Origin of the sequence: Gordonia sp. PP30, from assembly GCF_023100845.1 — a bacterium.
GTDB lineage: Bacteria > Actinomycetota > Actinomycetes > Mycobacteriales > Mycobacteriaceae > Gordonia.
This window is the reverse complement of record NZ_CP095864.1, coordinates 3,655,820-3,679,715: the sequence shown is the minus strand read 5'-3', so window position 1 is coordinate 3,679,715 and position 23,896 is coordinate 3,655,820. Positions and strand designations below refer to the sequence as shown.

Sequence of the window (23,896 nt, the reverse complement as noted above, 5' to 3'; positions counted from 1 at the left end):
GAGCGCTGCGTGGAGACGCGTTCGGCGAGGTAACACTCGGTGATCGCGCGGCGATTAGGTCAGTGGCGCGGTGCCGCACGAAGGGAAATTAGTGTTTGAAGAAGGTACCTCGCGAGGCCGTACGATCCACGGGAGGAGCGTCGAAGCGGGAACGCTGCTCGACTTCCTCGCCACCCGGGATCTCGACGAGGACCATCCCGCACTGATCTGCGACGGTGTCGAGGTCTCCTACGGCGAGTTCGAGGCCCGCACCAACCGGATCGCGCGGGCATTGCTCGCCCGCGGCGTCCGGCCCGACGACGTCGTCGCGGTGGGTATGGAGCGGTCGATCGACTCGGTGATCGCGGTGTGGGGCGTCGTCAAGTCCGGTGCCGCCTACCTGTCGATCGACCCCGACTATCCGGACGAGCGCATCGCCCACATGCTCGACGACTCGGCGGTCGAGTTCGGGATCACCCTGGCGGATACGCGCGAGCGCCTCGGCGACACCCGCTGCACCTGGATCGAGGCGGCCGCGCTGGAGGCCGAAGCCGACTCCGGTGCGCCGATCGCGGATGTCGAGCGCACTGGTTCGGTGCGGCTGGCGAGCCTGGCCTATCTGATCTACACGTCCGGTTCGACGGGGCGTCCCAAGGGTGTAGGGGTGTCGAACGCAGGGATCGCCGACCTCGTCGCGAACTACCGCAAGGTCACCGGAGCCCGCGAGGACGACCCCGACACCCGGGTGTTGCACGTGGCATCTCCGAGCTTCGATGCGTCGTTCTTCGAGATGGCCTGGGCGATCACGGCCGGGCACACCCTCGTCATCGCACCGCACGCCGACTACGCCGGGCCCGCGCTCGACGCCGTGCTCGAACGCGACGAGGTGACCGACCTCGTGATCACGCCGTCGGTGCTGGCCACACTGGCCCCAGAGCGGGGTGAGTCGGTGCGGAACCTCGCGACCGCCGGTGAGGCGTGCCCACCGGAACTCGTCGAGCGGTGGGCGGCGCGGGGACGCCGTCTCTGGAACTTCTACGGTCCGTCGGAGACGACGGTCTGGGCGACGCGCGCGCGCATGATGCCGCGCAAGCCGATCACCATCGGCCGGGCCGTCATCGGATTCCGCGCATACGTGCTCGATCCGCGTCTGCATGAGGTGCCGACCGGTGTGGTGGGCGAACTCTATCTGTCAGCCGCGGGACTGGCGCGAGGCTACCTCGGCCGCGCGGCACTGACCGCGACCAGCTTCGTCGCGGACCCCTTCGGCGCCCCGGGCGACCGTATGTATGCCACCGGCGACCTGGTTCGTGTGGTCAAGGGCGACCTGGAGTTCGCCGGCCGGGCCGATCATCAGGTCAAGATCAACGGTCAGCGAGTCGAACTCGGTGAGATCGAATCCGTACTCGAGGAACAGTCCGGCGTCGCGCAGGCCGTCGTCGTCGGACATGACGTGGAGCAGGGCGGTCGCAAGCACACCCAGCTGGTCGCGTACCTGGTCGCGAGGCCGGGGGAGTCGGTCGATGTCGACGCGGTCGCCGCAGCGGCCGCAGACCGGCTGGCCGCGCATATGGTCCCGTCGCAACTCTTCGCCATCGATGAGATTCCGCTGACCCCGGCGGGCAAGCTCGACCGGACCGCACTGCCCAACCCCGAGGCGGGGGCCGCGCGGGCGGCCTATGTCGCGCCCGAGACCGACGGCGAACGCACGCTGGCCGCCATCATCGGCGGCCTGCTCGGGGTGGAGCAGCTCGGGGTCACCGAGTCGTTCTTCGCGCTCGGCGGCGATTCGATCATGTCCATTCAGGTGTCGTCCGCGGCCAAGGCGGCCGGGCTCCCGGTGTCGCCCCGAGACATCTTCCAGTACAAGACGGTGCGCGAGATCGTCCGCGCGGTGGATTCGGCAGCCGACGCCGTGCCGACGCTGGAGGAGCCGAGCGGCGGCGGAGTCGGTGAATTGGTACTCCCGCCGATCGTCGAGTGGATGATCGACTCGGCGGCCGAGCCCGCCGGATTCGCTGACTTCAACCAGTCGAGCCTGCTGTCGGTGCCCCCGGGTCTGGACACCGCCCAGCTGCGCGAGGTGCTCGCCGTGGTTGTCGCCGCACACCCGATGCTCGCTGCCCGGCTGAGCCGTACCAACGACCGATGGACGCTGGCAGCGGGCGAATCGTTCGACGCCGGCCGCGCGTTGACCGAGCGCGATGCCGCCGATACGTCCGATTCACCCGCGTACGACGCCGAGATCCTCGACTCGCACGCGCGGGCGAGGGGCCGCCTCGATCCCGCGGCGGCCCGAGTGGTCGAGGCGGAACTGGTGCGCTTTCGCGACGGTGCCCGGCGGCTCGTGCTGGTGGTCCATCACCTGGCAGTCGACGCCGTGTCGTGGCCGATACTCATCGAAGACCTCGCGACGGCCGCCGCCCAGATCGCCGCGGGCGAGCCCGTCGCGCTGCGGGCGGAGGCCACCTCGGAGCGCGCGTGGTTCGCCGCGCTGGCCGCCCGGCGCGAGGACCACGCGGGTGAGCTGGACTACTGGCTGCGGCAGTCCCCGGAGCAGCCGACCCGGTTCAGCGTGGAGCCGGTCCGCAACACTCTGATCGGGGAGTCCACCTCGCTGGCGCATCACATTCCCGCGCGCCTCACCGAACGGCTGCTCACCGATGTGCCGTCGGCTTTCGGCGGCACGCTGACCGACGTGCTGCTCGGCGCGCTGGCCCGGGCGGTCCGGTCCTGGCAGCACGACACCGGGATCGACGATACCGCGCCGATCACGGTGATGAATGAGGGACACGGCCGCTACGAGGACGTGCTCGAAGCCGGTCGGGACCCGCGGCGCAGCGACCTGTCCCGGACTGTCGGCTGGTTCACGACCATCGCGCCGATCCTGATCGACCCGGCCGGCGACATCGTCCACGCCGTGAAGGCGGCCAAGGAAGCCCGCCTCGCCCAACCGCACCACGGAATCGGCTTCGGTCTCCTCCGGTACGGTTCGGACACCGAACTCAGCCGCCGTCCGCTGCCCTCGGTGGCCTTCAACTACCTGGGCGGGCGAGGGGCGTCCGCGGACGAGTCTGCGGCCACCGGCGACCTGCTGTTGCCCGCCGCCGGCCCCGCCCTGCCCGGCGGTGCCGGGGGGATGATCGAGACCGGGGTGCTGGCGATCAACGCCAGCACTGTCGCCGGCGACGACGGACCGACGATCGTGGCCGGCATCCGCTTCCCCGAGGCGGTGATCCCGACCGATCACGTCCGCGACATCGCGGCACGGTGGACCGCGGAGATCGACGCCGCGGTCGGCGCCGCGGATCGGGGGCGGATCGGCCTGTCCCCGTCGGACGTCCCCGGCGCCGGGCTGACGCAGGCAGACCTCGACGCTCTCGCTCAGGATTACCCGGGAGCCGACCTCTGGCCGTTGACCCCGCTGCAGCGGGGTCTGCACTTCCAGTCTGAGCTCGCCGGCGGCGAAGAGCTGGACGTCTACGTCGCGCAGACCATCCTCAGCCTCGGTGGCGACATCGACACCGACCGGCTCCGCGGCGCGGTCGAGAAGCTCCTCGAGCAGCACCGGAGTCTGCGGTCGGCTTTCGTTCGCGCCGAGTCCGGCGCGGTGGTCACTGTAGTTCCGCGGAGCGCGACCATGCCGTGGCGGCTGGTGCGACTGTCCGTCACCGATCCTGCGACGGTGCGCGCCGAGGTGGACCGTATCGCGCGCGAGGAGAAGGTGACACCGTTCGACCTCACTCGCCCGCCGCTCATGCGCATCGTGGTGGTGGCCCATCCCGGCGGCGCCGACGTGGTGGTCACCAATCATCACATCCTGCTCGACGGCTGGTCCGGTCCGCTGGTCCTGGCCGACCTGCTCGCCCTCTATGCGACCGGCGGCACGTATACCGGTCAGATGAGCGACGGCGCGCTCGACTTCGCCGACTACGCGCGGTGGCTCGCCGCCCAGGATCACGCAGCCGGCCTGGCCGCGTGGCGAGAAGTGCTCGCCCCGGTCACCGAGTCGACCATGGTGGCGACCTCCCTGATCCCGGATGCCGACCCCGTGCCGCGAGACCTGAGCGTCTCGTTGGGCGCGGAACTGACCGGCCGCATCGAGTCGCTCGCGCGGGACCGCGGAATCACCGTGCCGACCGTGTTGCAGTTCGCCTGGGCGGTGCTGCTCTCGCGGCTCACCGGCAACCAGGTCGTCAGCTTCGCCGAGACCGTGTCGGGGCGCCCCGCCGACCTCGACGGAGTGGAGTCCATGGTCGGGCTCTTCATCAACACCCTCCCTGCGGTCGTCGACGTCGATCCGGCGCTGACGGTCGGGCAGGCGCTCGACGCGACCCAGGCGCGCAAGGTGGGTGTGCTGGAGCATCAGCATCTCGGTCTGCCGGAACTGACCGCGCTGACCGGTCTCCCGGCCCTCTTCGACACGCTGACGGTGTACGAGTCCTACCCCGTCGACCGCGACAGCCTGACCGGCACCGAGCTTTCGTCCGAGGGCGCCGGGCCGGCCATCCTCGATGCCCGAATCGGCGACGCCACCCACTATCCGCTGAACCTGGCGGCGGCCCCCACCGCCGACGGCATCGTCCTGCTCCTCAAGTACCTCCCGGCCGCCTTCCCCGACGAGCAGATCGCGGTGTTCGGATCGATCCTCCGGACGGTGCTCGAGACCGTCGTCGCGGAGCCCGACCTCCCGGTCGGGGGCATTCCCCTCCTCGCCGGCACCCGAGCCGCCGACCGCATCCTCGCGATGTCGACCGGCGAGGTCGTCGACGTCGCTGACGAGACCGTCGCGGACGCGGTCGCGGCGCAGGCCCGCCGCTCGCCCGAAGCGACCGCGATCCGGTACGGCGATCGAGAGGTCACCTACGCCGAGTTCGATGCATGGGTCGACGCCGAGGCCCGCCGATTGATCGAACACGGCGTCGGTCCCGATCACGCCGTCGGCATCTGCCTGGACCGCGGCGTGGAACTCGTCGTCGCGATTCACGCGATCGTGCGGGCCGGCGGGCAGTACGTACCCATCGGGACCGACGCGCCCGCCGACCGCGTCGCCTCGGTGGTGAAGACCGCGGACGTCCGCGTGGTGCTGGTCGACTCGCATGCGGCGATCCCGGCCGCGGTGGCGGGCCTCGACGAGTCGGTGACCGTGCTCGGCGCCGGCGCCCACGAGGGAGTCGTGCCGGGCGCCCGGCCCGTCGGCGATGCCGACCGGATCGCGCCGCTGCGGCCGTCGAACGCGCTGTACACGTTGTTCACCTCCGGGTCGACGGGCGTGCCGAAGGGCGTGACGGTCTCGCACCGAGCGGTGCTGAACCGCCTGCGGTGGGGCCTCGCGAAGTTCGGCTGGACCGTCGGCGACCGGGTGATCCTGAAGACGCCCTACACATTCGACGTGTCGATTCCGGAGCTGTTCGGTCCCCTCCTCAGCGGCGCGACCGTCGTGGTCGCGAAGCCGGACGGGCACCGTGATCCCGGCTACATCGCGGACCTGATCGCGGATGCGCAGGCGACGAGCGTTCACTTCGTGCCGTCGATGCTCGCGGTGTTCCTCGACGTGGTGGGACGGGAGCGGCTCGCTGACTTGACCTCGCTGAAGTGGCTGTTCGCGTCCGGCGAGGCGCTGCCGCCGGCGACGGTCGCGGCGGTGCACGAGGTGTGGCCACACGTGGGTATCCACAATCTGTTCGGTCCCACGGAGGCCGCGGTCGAGATCGGCTGGTCGGACGTCTCGGCGGCGCCCGACGTCGTCACGATCGGTCAGCCGGTGTGGAACTCGTCGATGCTGGTTCTCGACGAGCGCCTGCGGCTGTTGCCACCGGGCGTGCCGGGAGAGCTGTATCTCGGCGGCGTCCAGGTGGCTCGTGACTACGCGGCGCAAGCCGCCCTGACGGCCGAGCGCTTTGTCGCCGACCCGTACGGCGCGGCGGGCTCCCGCCTGTACCGGACCGGAGATCTGGTCCGCTGGAACACGTCCGCGGAGATCGAGTATCTGGGCCGGACGGACTTCCAGGTGAAGCTGCGGGGACAGCGGATCGAGCTGGGCGAGATCGAGGCGGTCTTGGCGGCTGCACCGGGTGTGGTGTTGACGGCGGTGACCGTCGCGCCTTCCCCGGACGGCGGCGAGCATTTGGTCGGGTATGTGTGTGCCGGTCCGGGGGAGACCCTGGATTTGGAGGCGGTGAAGGCGTCGGCGGTGGCGGCGCTACCGGGGTACATGGTGCCCTCGGTGTGGATGGTCGTTGACGATATCGCCTTGAATACAGCAGGCAAGATCGACCGCAGGTTGTTGCCGGCGCCGGAATTCGGGGTGCTGGAAGCCGAGCACGTCGCGCCGTCCGGTGAGGCAGAGTCTGCGGTGGCGGTCGTGTTCGCCGATATTCTGGGTGTTGAACGGGTGAGCGTAGCCGCGTCGTTCTTCGATATGGGCGGTAACTCGCTGTCGGCGATGCGGCTTGCGGCGCGGGCCGGGGATGTGCTCGGAGTCGAGTTCTCGGTGCGGGATGTGTTCGATGCGCCGTCTGTGCGCGAGCTTGTGGCGGCAGTGGTTGATCGGGCGCCGGCGTTGCCGCCGGTGAGGGCGGTGGTGCCGCGTCCGGAGATGATTCCGTTGTCGTTTGCGCAGCAGCGGATGTGGTTTATCAATCGTTTGGAACCGGAGGCGCCGACGTACAACATGCCGGCGGTGTTGCGACTGTCCGGTGAGGTGAATGTAGAGGCGTTGCGGGCGTCGGTGGCTGATGTGGTGCGTCGGCACGAGGTGTTGCGGACGAGTTTCCCCGATGTCGATGGCGTCCCGGTTCAGCTGATCGCTCCCGAGTCGTCGGTAGAAGCAGACCTGGCGTGGCGTGACGTCGATTCGGTGGAGGCGTTCGAGGCGGCGGTAGCGGCAGGTTTCGATCTGGCGGTGGCGTGGCCGATTCGTGCGGTGATCTGCCGTCAAGAAGGCGCGATTCTGTTTGCGGTGGTGGCGCACCATATCGGTGCTGATGGTGAGTCGATGCTGCCGTTGGTCACCGATGTGCTGACCGCGTATGTTGCGCGGGCGGCCGGTGAGGTGCCGGTGTTTGCCCCGTTACCGGTGCAGTTTGCGGACTATGCGTTGTGGCAGCACGCGGTGCTGGGTTCTCCGGATCAGCCGGATTCAGTTATCGGGCGTCAACTGGCCTACTGGCGCGACCACCTCGCCGGCATTCCCGACGTTCTAGAATTACCTGCATCGCGGCCGCGCCCCGTCGTAGCTTCACGCGACGGTGCGCTGGTCCACTTCACGATCCCAGCGTCGACTACTGAGCAGATAGTCGCGCTTACTCGGGACGCGGGAGTGACTCCGTTCATGGTGGTGCACGCGGGCTTGGCGGTGTTGTTGGCTCGCCTTTCAGCGACGAATGACATCGTGATTGCGACTCCGACCGCAGGCCGCGGTTCGGAGGTTCTCGACCATCTGGTGGGCATGTTCGTGAATACGCTGGTACTGCGTATCCCGGTAGACTCGTCGACGACATTCGCGGAATTTCTCGAGCAAGTCCGGGAAGTCGATCTGAAAGCCTTCGTTCACGCTGACGTTCCGTTCGAGTCGGTAGTCGATGCTCTGGATCCGGTTCGCAGCGAGGCGTTCTCGCCGCTCGCGCAGGTCCTCTTGTCCTTCGATGCGGCGGCTTCCCTGGCAAAGACCGATGTCGCTGTTGCTGGATTGTCTGCCGAGCCAATCGCTCCTCCGGTGGTCCCGGCGCGCATGGATCTGTCCTTTTCCGTAGCGTCGGGTGCGGCAGGCCAGGATTGGGCAGCTTCGGTCACGTATCGGACAGATCTGTTCGATGAGTCGGTCGTTCAGGACCTTGCTGAACGGTTCGTCCGGCTACTCGGCGGGTTGACCGAAGTCACGACGAAGGCAGTTGGGAGCGTTGCACTGACCGGGGATCGTGAGCGTGCCGCACTGCTGGCAGCGTCCACGACGCCGGCGCTGCCGGCCGATGGCCGGTCGATCGTCGAGATGATCGACGCTTGCGCTCTGGCGACTCCGGATTCGGTTGCAGTAACGGACAGCAGTGCGGCGTACACCTATCGCGAACTGATCGGCCGTGCGGATGCGCTTGCAGTACGTCTCGTCGCATCAGGGATAGGTGTTGATGACGTCGTCGCTCTGGTCCTTGATCGGTCGGTGCACTGGGTCGCGGCGATGCTTGCCGTCTGGAGAGTGGGCGCAGCCTATGCGCCGGTGGACCCGCAGGGTCCGGTCGGACGACTGGAAGCGCTGCTTGAGGATGCCTCGGTCGTCGCCGTCGTCACGCGTCCGGGCTGGGCTGACGGTGATGGTTGGGCAGCAGCGGTCGGAACGGTACCGGTGGTCGCGATCGATGACGAGGTCGTCGACGTGATCGCTGGGTGGTCTCCGGTTTCGAAGGGGCTTGGGTCGCGCCTGGGCTACGTGATTACCACGTCGGGCTCGACGGGCAGACCGAAGCCGACCATGGTTGCAATGGACGGCGTCGAGAACACTGTGCGCTGGTACCGGAGCGAGCTCGGGTTTTCCGAGAGCGACAGCATGTTCGTGGCCTCGTCTCCCAGTTTCGATCTTACGCAGAGGAACATCTGGGCTCCGCTGTCGTCGGGCGCCGCAGTGCACCTCGCCGACGCGGTGTTCGACCCTAGCCAGATCGTTGCCGCCATCGCTGACCGTTCGCCGACGGCCATGAACGTCGCGCCTTCGGCTCTCGGCGTGATCGTCGAAGCGGACACCCATCACGTACTTCACACACTTCGGCTGATCGTCGTGGGTGGCGAGGCGGCTCAGCCCGCCGTCCTCTTGCCGTTCCTGCGCGCAGGCGTGGGAGTCGTGAATGCGTACGGACCGACTGAGACTTCTGCGACGGTGTCTCGCCACCGGATGTCTGAGAGCGATCACCTCACCGTGCCGATCGGTACTCCTATTCCGGGAGCGGAACTGTACGTCCTCGACGACCGCCTGCAGCTGGTGCCGATGGGTGTCCCGGGCGAGTTGTACATCGGCGGCGTACCGGTGGGCAGGGGGTATGCGGCTATGGCGGGCCTGACGGCGACCCGCTTCATCGCCAGTCCGTTTGATGCCACGGGCTCACGCCTATACCGAACCGGTGATTTGGTGCGATGGAACTACAGTGGGGAATTGGAATTCCTCGGCCGCACCGATTTCCAGATCAAGTTGCGGGGCCTGCGGATCGAGCTGGGCGAGATCGAGGCAGCGCTAGCGAACTCGCCCGGTGTAACTCATGCCAAGGCGTTCGTTGACACCGACCCCGATGGCCGGGAGAACCTGGTCGCCTACGTCGCTCCGGCCACGGCGGACATCGATGAGATTAAGCGTGCCATCGGCAGGTCGTTGCCCGAGTATATGGTGCCCACCGGATGGGGTCTCGTCGACCGGATCGAACTCAACTCGGCTGGAAAGGTCGATCGGAGGTCACTGCCGGCTCCGGACTTCATCACAACGACCGAGTACGAGGCTCCGGCAGGGGCGAGTGAAGCCCGGGTCGCCGAGGTGTTTGCGAATGTGCTGGGCGTGGACCGAGTGTCCGTGACGAAGTCATTCTTCGATGCGGGCGGCAATTCGCTCAGTGCGATGCGTTTGGTCGCCCGAGTCTCGGAAGCGCTGGGCGTCCGGGTGTCGGTGAGAGATGTATTCGACGCGCCAACGGTGCGTGACCTCGTTGCGACATCCGTTGATCACGCCGCAGCGCTGCCGCCGGTGACGGCGGTGGTGCCGCGTCCGGAGCGGATTCCGTTGTCGTTCGCGCAGCAGCGGATGTGGTTCATCAACCGCCTCGATCCGGCGTCGCCGGTCTACAATCAGCCGACCGTTTTGAAGGTCACCGGAGCACTCGATCTTGCGGCTTTGCGGGCTGCGTTGGTCGACCTGGTGGTACGGCACGAAGTGCTCCGGACATCATTCCCGGAAGTGGATGGTACGCCGTTCCAGTCGATCGGTAGCGCCGCGTCTGTCGCCGCTGCGCTTGATTGGGCGAACTCACCTTCACTTGATGACCTCCAGGCGGAGGTAATGGCAGGCTTCGATCTGGTGCGGGAGTGGCCGATTCGGGTTCGGGTGTGGACTGGCTCTGCCGAGGAACACGTTATCGCGATCGTGACGCACCACGTCGCCTTCGACGGCGAATCGCGATTGCCAATGATCGCAGATCTGCTCACCGCCTTTGCGGCTCGGGTCGACGGGCGAATCCCCGAATTCGAGTCACTGCCGGTGCAATTCGCCGACTATGCGATCTGGCAACACACGGCCTTGGGTTCGCCAGACGACGCAGAATCGGTAGTCGGGAGGCAGCTCGAGTACTGGGCTGATCAGCTCGAGGGTCTTCCTGACGTGCTGGAGTTGCCAGGTGATCGAACGCGCCCGGCGCGGGCAAGTCACCGCGGTGCAATGATCCAGTTCCAGATTCGGGCTGACGTCTCTGACCGTATCGGAGACCTCGCCAAACAGTTCGGGATGACGCCGTTCATGGTGGTTCACGCGGCCCTGAGTGCGTTGCTGGCGAGGTTGTCAGCGACGGAGGACATCGCGATCGCGACACCGGTCGCCGGCCGGGGTCAAGCAGAACTCGACAGCCTCGTCGGGATGTTCGTGAACACGCTAGTGTTGCGGACCCGAGTTGAGTCAGGTCTGAGTTTCGAGAATCTGCTGAAGCTGGTTCGAGAGACGGATGCGGACGCATTCGCTCATGCGGACGTTCCGTTTGAAGCTGTCGTGGACGCCGTTGACCCAGTGCGCAGCGAGGCGTTCGCCCCACTCGCGCAGGTGATGTTCTCGTTCAACTCGGTGGTCCCGGCAGCCGACGCCGAGACAGTGCTCGCTGGCCTCGAGTTCGAGGTGATGTCCTCCGACAAAGTACCGGCCCAGGTGGATCTCGGTGTTTTGGTATCCGCGTCCGTGGATGGACCGTGGGTCGGCTCTTTGGTATATGCCGAGGATTTGTTCGATGTGTCGTCGGCGCGGGTGTTTGCTGATCGCTTCGTGGTGTTGCTTGATGCGTTGACTGCTGATCCGGCTGTTGCGGTGGGTGATGTGCCGGTGCTGATCGGTGATGAGCGTGCTGCGGCGCTAGCGGCGGGGACCGGGCCGGTGACCATTCGGCAGGCTCGGGGTGGAGCGGAGGTTGCCGCAGTCTCGGTTTCGGATGCGGTTTCGGCGCAGGTGGATTTGACGCCGGATGCTCCGGCGTTGCTGTTCGAGGGGCGTGAGGTTTCGTACGCCGAGTTCGGTGCCCGGGTGGCGACATTGGCGCGTGAATTGATCGCTGCCGGTGTGGGTCCGGATGTGGCGGTCGGTGTGTGTATCGATCGAAGTGTGGAACTGCTTATCGCGATTCATGCGGTGACCGCTGCCGGTGGACAGTATGTGCCGGTTGATATGGATACGCCGGCCGAGCGTGCGCGAGTGATGCTGGAGACTGCGGCCGGTGACATCGTATTGGTGGCTGCCGGTGTGGTGCCAGAACCGGTGTCGGGTCTGTCTGGTGTGCGGGTGGTCGAAGTCGACGCCTCGGGTGAGGTGGATCTGTCGGTTTCGCCGGTGACCGATGCGGATCGGTTGGCTCCGGTGCGCGGCGCGAATGCTTTGTATACGTTGTTCACCTCGGGGTCGACGGGTGTGCCGAAGGGCGTGACGGTGTCGCACGCGTCGGTGCTGAACCGTCTGCGGTGGGGACTGGATGCATTCCCGTGGTCTGCTGGGGATCGGGTGATTCTGAAGACGCCGTACACCTTCGATGTGTCGGTTCCGGAGTTGTATGGCCCGGTGATGTCGGGTGCGACGACGGTCGTCGCGAGTCCGGATGGGCACCGGGATCCGGGGTACATCGCGGATCTGATTGCCGAGACTCACGCGACGAGTGTGCATTTTGTTCCGTCGATGCTATCGGTGTTCCTGGATGTGGTCGATCGAGATCGGTTACGGTCGCTGACTTCGTTGAAGTGGTTGTTCGCATCTGGTGAGGCTCTTGCCCCCGCGACGGTGGCGGCCGCGCGCGAGGTGTGGCCGAGTGTGGAGATCCATAATCTGTTCGGTCCGACCGAGGCTGCGGTCGAGGTGGGCTGGGCCGATGTTTCGGATGCTCCGGCGTTGGTGACGATCGGTACGCCGGTCGCGAACACGTCCATGCTCGTCCTCGACGACCGAATGGAGCTGGTTCCGGACGGGGTTCCGGGTGAGTTGTACTTGGGTGGAGTGCAAATCGCGCGCGGATACGCCGGTCGGCCAGGATTGACTGCGGAACGCTTTGTTGCAGACCCGTTCGTGGCACCGGTCGCAACGGTCCTGTCGGTACCACCCGTCCCGCCAGTGCCTACGGTTCCGCCAGCGCCTCCGGTCCCTCCTGTCGCGTCGGCGGTTCCGGCAGGTCCAGCCACACCGGCTGCTCCTCTTCCTCCCCTGGCGCCGTTGGCGCCCCTCGCGCCGCTAGCTCCCGTTGCGTCGACTGCACCGGTTGCGCCGGTTCCTCCCGTCGTCCATGGTGCCCGTTTGTACCGCACCGGCGATCTGGTCCGGCGCTTGGCCGATGGATCGCTCGAGTACCTCGGACGTACCGACTTCCAGGTGAAGCTGCGGGGGCAGCGGATCGAGCTCGGTGAGATCGAGTCGGTGGTCGCCGGCGGGCAGGGTGTGGTTCATGCTGCGGCGACGGTTGCGACGGCACCGGCCGGTGGCGAGTTCCTGGTCGGGTATGTGTCGCCCGCATCGGTCGACCTCGAGGCGCTGAAGACTCATGTGTCCGGCGCGCTGCCGGAGTACATGCGGCCAAGCGTGTGGATGCTGCTCGACGAGGTGACGCTGAACTCGGCTGGCAAGCTGGATCGTCGTGCGTTGCCTGCGCCAGACCTGACTGGCACGGAGACCGAGTACATCGCACCTGTCGGTGAGGCTGAAGTGGCGCTCGCTGCGGTGTTCGCTGAGGTGCTGGGTGTGGAGCGAGTCAGCGTGACGGAGTCGTTCTTCGATATCGGCGGCAACTCGCTGAGCGCGATGCGGGTGGTGGCCCGGGCCGGGAACGCACTTGGTGTGGAGCTATCGATCCGGGATCTATTCGAAGCTCCGTCGGTACGTGACCTTGCGGCAGTCTCGGCAGGTAAGGGTGCGGCGTTGTCGCCGGTCACCGCGGTCGTGCCGCGGCCGGATCGGATTCCGCTCTCGTTTGCGCAGCAGCGGTTGTGGTTCATCAATCGGCTTGATCCGGCGTCCGCCGGTTACAACCAGCCGACCGTGCTGAGGGTGAGCGGCGAACTCGACGTCGCCGCGCTGCGCGCAGCGATCGTCGATGTCGTCGTGCGGCACGAAGTGCTGCGGACGACGTTCCCGTCCGACAGCGGTGTCGCGTACCAGGAGATCGGTGAGGCGGCTTCAGTTCCCGGCCGCCTCGATTGGGCAGTGGTGTCGTCGCAGGCGGAGATCGAGTCCGCCGTGGCGACCGGTTTCGACTTGGCGCGCGAATGGCCGCTCCGGGCGAGGGTGTGGGAGTCGGTTCCAGGCGAGTTCGTGGTCGCCTTGGTGACGCATCACATCGCCTTCGACGGCGAATCGCGGATCCCGCTGGTCAGTGATCTGCTTGCGGCCTATACCGCGCGAGCCGCAGGCCACGCGCCGGACTATCCGGCGCTGACGATCCAGTTCGCCGATTTCGCGATCTGGCAGCACGAGGTGCTGGGTTCTCAGTCCGACCCCGAATCGGTAGTCGGGCGTCAACTCGAGTACTGGCGAGGTCAGCTCGCTGGGGCGCCGGACGTGCTGGAGCTGCCGTCCGACCGGTCTCGGCCGGCTGTGGCGAGCGGTCGCGGCAAGCAGCTGGAGTTCGGCATCCCAGAAGAAGTCGGTGAGCGGGTGTTGACGCTGGCGCGCGAGCACGGCGTGACGCCGTTCATGGTGCTCCATGCCGGGCTGGCGGCGCTCCTCGCGCGGCTGGGCACGACGGACGACGTCAGTGTGGCGACGCCGATCGCCGGCCGCGGTGATGCGGTGCTCGATCCGCTGGTGGGCATGTTCGTCAACACGCTGGTGCTGCGGACCAAGACGCGCTCTGGATTGCCGTTCACCGACTTCTTGGACGTGGTCCGCACCGTCGATCTGGACGCATTCGCACATGCCGACGCACCGTTCGAGTCGGTGGTCGAGGCGGTGAATCCGGTGCGCAGCGAGGCATTCCAGCCGCTGGCACAGGTGGTGCTGACGGTGAACCAGGGCGGGGGAGTCGAAACCCCGGCCGTCGATCTCGGTGACCTGCGGGTGGAGCCGATCACCTCTGAGGAACTGCCGACGCAGTACGACCTGCACATCGGAGTCGGCATCGAAGCCGGCCGTGAATGGCACGGCGTGCTGCGCTACGCGACCGATCTGTTCGACGAGGCTACGATCGAGCAGTTCGCGACACTGCTGGTGTCGGCGCTGGATGCGCTCACTGCTGATCCGACGCTGCCGATCGGCGGCGTCGACCTGCTGAATGACGCCGAGCGCGCGCGGTTGGCTCGGCTGCCAGCGCCGGTGGTGCCCGCTGCGGCGGGGCGTTCGTTGGTGGAGGCTTTCGCCGGATCGGTGCGGGAGCACGGTGCGTCGGTGGCGGTATCCGCCGGCGGTGGGTCGCTCTCCTACGCCGAGCTCGACGCGGCGTCGGATGCGGTGGCTGCCGGACTGGTCGCTGCCGGTGTGCGGCCTGGGGATCTGGTGGGTCTGGCTACGGCGCGGTCGGTGAATCTGGTGGCGTCGATCGTCGGTGTGTTGAAGGCGGGCGCGGCGTATCTACCGCTGGACACCACCAACCCGGTGGGCCGATTGCACTTCATCATCGCCGACGCGGGGGTGTCGGTGATCCTCGCCGATGCGTCCACGCAGGGCCATGATCTGTGGTCCGGTGTCGGTGGCGCGGTGCGGGTTCTGGATGCCGATGCACTGGTGACCGAGGGCAATCGTGCCGGTTTCACCGCGGTGACGGTGTCGCCGGCATCCCGGGCGTATGTGATCTACACGTCGGGTTCGACGGGGCTCCCCAAGGGCGTCGAGATCACGCACGCTGATGTGCGCGCGCTGATGAGCGCCGCGACTGCCGACTTCGACTTCCGTACGGATGACGTTTGGACGATGTTCCACTCCTACGCCTTCGACTTCTCGGTGTGGGAACTGTGGGGACCGCTGTTGTCCGGTGCTCGGCTGCTGGTGGTCGATAGGGAACTGGCGCGTGATTTCGATGCCTTCCTGAGCGTGCTCGAGGACGAGCGGGTGTCGTTCCTGAATCTGACGCCGTCGGCGTTCTATCAGCTCATCGACGCACGCCGACGCCGTCCGGACGTCGATCTGGCGTTGCGCTATGTCGTATTCGGTGGTGAGGAACTCGGGTTCGATCAGGTGCGCCGCTGGTTCAGTGAGAACCCTGACGACCCCGCGCAACTGGTGAACATGTACGGCATCACCGAGACGACGGTGCATGTCAGCTTCCGGCCGATCGATCGGTCCGCGGTGTCGGCGGATGATCCGTCGTTCATCGGTCGTGCGTTGAGTTCGCTGGCGATTCGAATTCTTGATGACCGGATGCGGCAGGTTCCCGCCGGGGTGGTCGGAGAGATGTATGTGGCCGGTGCGCAGCTGGCGCAGGGCTATCTGGACCGACCGGCGCTCTCGTCGACGCGCTTCGTAGCGAATCCGTTCGCGGTGGACGGCTCACGTCTGTACCGTACCGGTGACCTGGCGCGCTGGGTCGGCGAGGACATCGAGTACATGGGTCGTGCCGACGGCCAGGTGCAGTTGCGCGGATTCCGTATCGAGTATGGGGAGGTCGAGGCTGCGCTGCTGTCCGCCGACGGGGTGACCGGCGCGGCGGCCTCGGTGGTCGCCGATACGGCCAGGGGCGATCTCCTGATCGGCTATGTCGTCGCTGATCACGGCATCATGCTGGACGCTCAGATGGTGCGCGCGGACGCGGGGGCGCGAGTTCCGCGGTACATGGTGCCGGATCTGGTGATGGTGGTGGATCGGCTGCCGTTGACTGCGAACGGAAAGCTGGACCGTAAGGCGCTGCCCTCGCCGGTGTTCGACGGTACCGGCGACCATGTGGCAGCGGAGTCGGAGACCGAGCGCGCCGTGGCCGCCGTGTTCGCCGAGGTGCTCGGTGCCGATCAGGTCAGTGTCACCGAATCGTTCTTCGACGCCGGCGGCAACTCGCTGAGTGCGATGCGGGTGGTTGCCCGGGCCGGTGAAGCTCTGGGCGTCGAGTTGTCGATCCGGGACCTTTTCGATGCGCCGTCGGTCCGTGAACTTGCTGTCGTGGCCGCTGGCCAGGCTCCCGCCTTGCCGCCAGTGACCGCGGTGGTGCCGCGTCCGGAACTGGTGCCGCTCTCGTTCGCACAGCAGCGGATCTGGTTCATCAACAGGTTCGACCCGTCATCGCCGACGTACAACATCCCCGCGGTGCTGAGGATCACCGGCGAACTCGACGTGAACGCTTTGCGGACCGCTGTCGCCGACGTGATTCGCCGACACGAGGTGCTGCGGACGAGCTTCCCCGATGTTGACGGCGTGCCGTGCCAGTTGATCGCGTCGGAAGCTGGTGTCGATGCGGAGCTCCCGTGGATCGACGCGCCCTCGGCGGCGGAGTTCCGCGCAGCAGTGGCCGCAGGATTCGATGTGGCCACGCAGTGGCCGATCCGGGTCGTGATACACCCTGAACACGAAGGCTTCCTTTTCGCGATGGTGGCTCACCATATCGGCGTTGACGGTGAGTCGATGTTGCCGTTGATGAGCGACGTGCTGGCGGCTTACTCGGCCCGGAGTGCCGGTCAGGTCCCGGAGTTTGCGCCATTGCCGGTGCAGTTCGCCGACTTCGCCATTTGGCAGCATGAGGTGCTGGGTGCGCCTGACGATCCAGATTCGGTGCTGGGTCGCCAGCTGGCGTTCTGGCGGGACACCTTGACGGGTATCCCGGATGTGCTGGAGCTACCGGCAGACCGGTCGAGGCCGGCCGTGGCGTCGTACGCGGGCGCGAGTGTCGGCTTCTCGATTCCGGCCGACGTCGCTGCTCGGGTCGCCGAGGTGAGCCGGGCCTCTGGTGCGACGCCGTTCATGGTGGTGCATGCGGCGTTGGTGGTGTTGTTGGCGCGGTTGTCTGCGACGCAGGATATTGCGGTGGCGACGCCGACTGCTGGTCGTGGTCAGGCTGAGCTGGATGCGTTGGTGGGTATGTTCGTCAACACGTTGGTGCTGCGTGCCCGGGTTGATTCGTCGGAGTCTTTTAGTGATGTGCTCGCTGAGGTGCGGGCTTTTGATCTTGCGGCGTTGGCTCATGCGGATGTGCCGTTCGAGTCGGTGGTCGAGGCTCTGGATCCGGTGCGTAGTGAGGCGTTTGCGCCGTTGGCGCAGGTGATGTTGTCGTTTGATGCGGCGGCGTCGGTGGCGCAGGCTGAACTGGAGATCGCCGGTATCACGGCGCAGCCGTTGCCGGCGCCGGTGGTGCCTGCGCAGGTGGATCTGACGTTCAATGTGTCGTCGGCGAGATCGGGTCAGGACTGGTCGGGGTCGATCGTGTATGCCACGGATTTGTTCGATGAGTCGACGGCCGTGTGGTTGGGTGATCGGTTCGTCGCGGTGTTGGGTGAGTTGACGGCTGATCCGGGGATGGCTGTTGGTGATGTGGCCGTTTTGGCGCCGGTGGAGAAGGCTGCGGCGTTGGCTGTTTCGTCGGGTCCGGTGGTTGAGGTTCCGGCGGGTTCGGTGGCGGATGTGGTTGCGGCGCGGGTGGCTGCTGTCCCTGGTGTTGCGGCTGTGGTGTTTGAGGGTCGTGAGGTTTCGTACCGTGAGTTCGGTGCGCGGGTCGGCGTGTTGGCGCGGGAGTTGATTGCTGCGGGTGTGGGTCCGGATGTGGCGGTGGGTGTGTGCATCGATCGCAGTGTGGAGTTGGTGGTGGCGATTCACGCGATCACTGCTGCTGGTGGCCAATACGTGCCGATCGATGTTGAGGCACCGGTTGATCGTGCGCGGGTGATGTTGGAGACCGCTGGTGCGCGGATGGTTCTGGTGGCTGCTGGTGTGATGCCGGAGCCTGTTGCCGGTGTGTCTGGTGTTCTGGTGCTCGAGGTCGATGCGTCGGGTGAGGTTGATCTGTCGGTTGCTCCGGTGACCGATGTGGATCGGTTGGCGCCGGTGCGTCCGGAGTCGGCGTTGTACACGTTGTTTACGTCGGGGTCGACGGGTGTGCCGAAGGGTGTGACGGTGTCGCAGTCGGCGGTGTTGAACCGTTTGTGGTGGGGTTTGGATGCATTCCCGTGGTCTGTTGGTGATCGGGTGGTGTTGAAGACGCCGTACACGTTTGATGTGTCGGTGCCGGAGTTGTATGGGCCGGTGATGTCGGGTGCGACGGTGGTGGTTGCTCGGCCGGGTGGGCATCGGGATCCGGGGTATATCGCGGATCTGGTTGCTGAGACTGAGGCGACGAGTGTGCATTTCGTGCCGTCGATGTTGTCGGTGTTTTTGGATGTGGTCGATCGTGATCGGCTGGTGGGGTTGACGTCGTTGCGGTGGGTGTTCGCTTCGGGTGAGGCTCTTGCTCCGGCGACGGTGGCTGCGGCGCATGCGGTGTGGCCGCGGGCGGGGATTCATAATCTGTTCGGTCCGACTGAGGCTGCGGTCGAGGTGGGTTGGGCTGATGTGTCGGGTGCGCCGGAGTTGGTGACGATCGGCAAGCCGGTGGCGAATACGTCGATGTTGGTGCTTGATGAGCGTTTGCGTTTGGTGCCCGATGGGGTGCCGGGTGAGTTGTATTTGGGTGGGGTGCAGGTGGCGCGGGGTTATGCCGGTCAGTCGGGGTTGACGGCGGAGCGTTTTGTTGCTGATCCGTGTTCTGCGGTGCCGGGGGCCCGGTTGTATCGCACTGGTGATTTGGTGAAGCGTTTGTCGGGTGGGGATATCGAGTATTTGGGTCGTGTGGACTTTCAGGTGAAGTTGCGTGGTCAGCGCATCGAGTTGGGTGAGGTTGAGGCGGTGATTGCCGGTGCACCGGGTGTGGTGCATGCGGCGGCGACTGTGGCTGTGGCGCCCGCTGGTGGCGAGTTCTTGGTCGGTTATGTGTCGCCGGTGTCGGTGGATCTGGACGCTGTCAAGGGGCATGTGGCGGCCGTGTTGCCGGAGTATATGCGTCCGAGTGTGTGGATGTTGCTCGATGAGGTGGCGCTTAACAGTGCGGGCAAGTTGGATCGTCGGGCGTTGCCTGCACCGGATTTGTTGTCGACCGTGACCGAGTACGTGGCACCCGACGGTGAGGCCGAAGAGGTACTTGCTGGTGTGTTTGCTGATGTTCTCGGGGTGGAGCGGGTCGGTGTTACCGAGTCGTTCTTCGATGCGGGCGGTAACTCACTGAGCGCGATGCGGCTGGTCGCACGGGCGGGCAAGGCGCTGGATATCGATCTGTCCATTGCCGACATCTTCGCGGCCCCGTCGGTCCGTCAGCTGACCATTGTCGCCAGGGGGCGCGGCGGCGCACTTCCGCCGGTGACGAGCGTTGTTCCGCGGCCCGACAGCGTGCCGCTCTCGTATGCGCAACAGCGGATGTGGTTCATCAATCGTCTGGATCCGTCTGCGGCGACATACAACATTCCAGGGGTGTTCCGGCTCCGCGGTGCGGTCGACGTCGGTGCCCTGCGGCAGGCCGTGATCGATGTGGTGTCCCGTCACGAGGTGCTGCGGACGATCTTCCCCGAGCATGGCGGTGTGCCGCACCAGGTGGTGCTCGCCGCCGGTGATGCCAGCACCCGGATCGACATGCGAAGTGTTGCCTCCGCGGCGCAGCTGTTTGCCGACCTCGGCCGTGGATTCGAGGTCACCCGCGAAATGCCCATCCGGGTGCGTTTCCTGGTGGAAGGCGATGATGCAGTGGTACTGGCGGTCGTCGTGCACCACATCGCCTTCGACGGGCAATCGTATGGCCCGATGGTCGCGGATCTGATGACGGCGTACCTGGCACGGAGCCTGCGCACTTCTCCGGAGTGGACGCCGTTGCCGGTTCAGTACGCGGACTATGCGTTGTGGCAGCACCGAGTGCTCGGCTCGCCCACGGATACGTCGTCGCTGATCGGCCAGCAACTGGGTTACTGGACGCGGACGCTGGCGGGAGTTCCGGACGTGATCAGCCTCCCGACCGACCGGCCGCGCCCGCCGGTGTTCTCGCCGACGGGCGAGCGACTCAGCTTTGAGATTCCGGCCGAGGTTGCGCGCGGCGTCGACGCGTTCGCGTCCCGGACGGGCGCATCCAGGTTCATGGTTCTCCATGCGGTGTTCGCGGTGCTGCTCGCGCGTCTGTCCAGTTCCCGCGACATCGTCATCGGCACGCCTATCGACGGACGCGGACCGCGTGATCTGGGTGCCCTGGTCGGTATGTTCGTCAACACCTTGGCGCTCCGCACCGCGGTGGATCCGAGCGAGAGCTTCACCAGGTTGATGGAGCGTACTCGCGCCGCCGACATCGAAGCATTTGCGCATGCAGAGGTCCCCTTCGAATCAATCGTCGATGCACTCGACCCGGTTCGCAGCGAGGCTTTCTCACCGCTCGTCCAGGTGATCCTGTCCGTTGACCCGGTTGCCGGACCCGACGCTGCGGTGCAGTTCGCGGACTTCACCGTCGAGCCTTTCGGTGAGGTCGGCGCGCCAGCTCAGATGGACTTGAATCTCACGGTGTCGACGAATACCGATGCGAGTTGGACGGGTGTGCTGACCTTTGCGACGGCGCTGTTCGATCGCTCGTCGATCAATCTGTTCGGCGAGCGCTTCGTCCGGCTACTCGGCAGTCTGGTCGCCGCCCCCGATACGCCCGTGGGCGACACCGCCTGGCTTGACGAGACCGAGCAGGAGACGGTACTCGCCGAATCCGCGGGGCCGTTGTCGCCGGTTCGGGCTGAGACGATCGCCGACGCGGTGACCGCGGTGGCGACCCGGGTGCCGGAGGCTCTCGCCCTCATCTCCGGACCGAGACACATTTCTTACCGTGAATTCGGTGGGCGGGTCGGCGCCGTCGCTCGCCAGTTGATCGCCATGGGAGTGCAACCGGGATCGGCCGTGGGTGTGGTGATGGACCGCAGCGTCGAGCTGGTGCTGGCCGTGCACGCGGTGATTGCCGCAGGCGGACAGTACGTCCCCATCGCGGTCGATGCGCCAGCGGACCGGGCTGAGTACATGGCGGCGATCGCCGGAGTGGACGCGGTGCTTGTCCGTGCGCGGGCCCCGCAGCCAGATTTCGTGATGGGATTGGGTGTGCCGGTCGTCGAGGTCGACGCCGCTATCCCGATGGCGAATGCGCCCGTTCTCGATCCCGACGACCGCCTGACTACGCTTCGGCCGCAGGATGCGGCGTATACGCTGTTTACGTCGGGTTCGACGGGTGTGCCCAAGGGCGTGACCGTGACACACGGAGCGGTACGCAATTTCGTGGCATGGTTCGGCGAGCTCATACCTGCAGGTGAGCAGCGTTTGTTGTTCAAGACGCCGCATACCTTTGATGCGTCGGTGCTGGAGTTGTTCTGGCCGTTGGTGGCTGGGCAGACGATGGTCGTCGCTGAGGCCGACGGTGAGCGTGATCCGTCGTATCTGGCGGAGGTCATGACTCAGTCGGGTGTGTCGGTGGTGCAGTTCGTGCCGTCGATGCTGGCGGCGTTCCTGGACGTGGTCGCTGATGAGCCGTTGTTGCCGGACCTGCAGGTGTTGTTCTCGGGAGGGGAGGCGTTGCCGCCGGCGGTGGCAAAGGCTTCCCGGCGCCGGATCCCGCAGGCCGAGTTGGTCAACTTGTTCGGTCCGACTGAGGCTGCCGTGTACACGATGTCGGCGGTACTCGATCAGGTCGGCGAGGTGGTGCCGATCGGTCGCCCGATGGCCAATACGACGGCCCTGGTTCTCGACGGCCGTCTGCATCCGGTACCTGACGGAGTGGCGGGCGAACTGTATCTGGGGGGTGTGCAGTCCGCGCGTGGTTACGCATCTCGTGCGGATCTGACGGCGGAGCGTTTTGTCGCCGATCCGTTCGGGGAGCGGGGTGCGCGGTTGTACCGGACCGGTGATCTGGTGCGCCGCAGCGCGCAGTCCGTTGATCTGGAGTATCTGGGCCGCACCGACTTCCAGGTTAAGTTGCGTGGTCAGCGTCTGGAATTGGGGGAGGTCGAATCGGCAATTGCTGCCGTTGAGGGTGTCGTACATGCGGCAGCCCGGGTAGTCGAGGGTTCGGCCGGCGATCACCTCGTCGGTTACGTCGCACCGGCGACTCTTGATACCGATGTGATCGCTCGACACTTAGTCAAGCAGCTGCCGAAGTATATGGTGCCCACCGTGTGGGTGGCATTGGCGGAGATGCCGCTCAATACAGCAGGCAAGGTCGATCGCCGGTCGCTTCCCGCCCCGGAGTCGGTCGCCGTCGAGTACGTGGCTCCCGAGACCGCTGCTGAGGAGACGGTGGCGGCGGTGTTCGCCGGTCTGTTGGGTGTGGACCGGGTGTCGGTGGACGAATCGTTCTTCGACGCCGGCGGCAACTCGCTGGCGGCCATGCGCCTGGTATCGCGAGTGTCTGAGGCGCTGGGTGTGCAGGTATCGGTGCGAGACGTCTTCGAAGCACCGTCCGTGCGGCAACTGGTCGCCGCGGTAGCAGACCGAGCTGCTGCCCTCCCGCCGGTGACGGCGGTGATACCGCGGCCGGACATGATTCCGCTGTCGTTCGCGCAGCAGCGTATGTGGTTCATCAACCGCTTCGATCCGTCGCTGCCGACATACAACATTCCGGCGGTGCTGCGGATCAGCGGTGAGCTTGACGTATCGGCGCTGCGCGCCGCGGTCGTCGATGTCGTCAAGCGACACGAGGTGTTGCGCACGTCGTTCCCCGAGATCGACGGAGTGCCCTTCCAACAGGTCGGGGCCATCGCAGAGATCGATGACCGCGTCGACTGGGCCGTCGTCGATTCGATGGAGCTGCTGGACGAAGCATGTCGATCCGGGTTCGACGTCACCACCGATTGGCCGCTGCGCATTCGGCTGTGGCCGGCCGGTGAGAACGCGTACGTACTCGCCGTCGTCATGCATCACATCGCTGCCGATGGCGAATCGCGTTTGCCATTCGTCACGGATTTGGTGGCCTCGTATGCTGCGCGTGCCGCGGGTGAGGCTCCGGACTTGGCTCCGCTTCCGGTGCAGTTCGCAGATTTCGCGATCTGGCAGCATCGGGTGCTCGGTTCGGCGGAGGACCCGGCCTCGGTAGTGGCCAGCCAACTCCGATACTGGCGTGATCAACTCGCCGGCGTGCCCGACGTCTTGGAATTGCCGACCGACCGTCCGCGGCCGGCCGTTGCCTCGCATCGCGGCGCGGAGTTCAGGTTCACGATCCCCGCGGACGTGGCGGACAGAGTCAGCGCACTGGCTCGCCAGCGCGGCGTAACGCCATTCATGGTTGTTCACGCATCCCTGAGCGTTCTGCTTGCCCGCTTGACGGCGACGAATGACATCGCGGTGGCGATCCCGGTAGCAGGGCGTGGAGATACAGCGCTGGATCACCTGATCGGCATGTTCGTCAATACCCTCGTTCTGCGCACGCAGATCGATATGGGGATGCCCTTCGATACGTTGGTAGACGTGGTCAGCCGAGTTGATCTCGCAGGCTTCGCGCACGCTGAGGTCCCGTTCGAGGTGGTCGTTGACGCTCTCGATCCGGTGCGCAGTGAGGCATTCGCGCCGCTGGCGCAGGTGATGTTGTCGTTCGATCCTGGTGCGTCGGTCCAGCAGGCTGAGGCCGATATTGTCGGCCTGTCCATCTCGGGGGTAGATTCCCCGCTGGTCGCTGCGCAGCTAGATCTGGCTTTCGCCGTGCTGACTTCAGCTCCAGGAGCAGGCTGGATGACAGCGTCCCTTAGAGTGGTGGACTTTGGATCGGCGTGA

Annotated in this window: 1 protein-coding gene; it reads left to right on the top strand. The window is 66.2% G+C overall.

All coding sequences use genetic code 11. The annotated features are described in order from the left end of the window. The first annotated feature begins 70 nt into the window (after positions 1–70). Entirely contained in the window at positions 71–23,896 is a 23,826-nt protein-coding gene (locus tag MYK68_RS17125) for a non-ribosomal peptide synthase/polyketide synthase (protein WP_247864953.1), read from the top strand.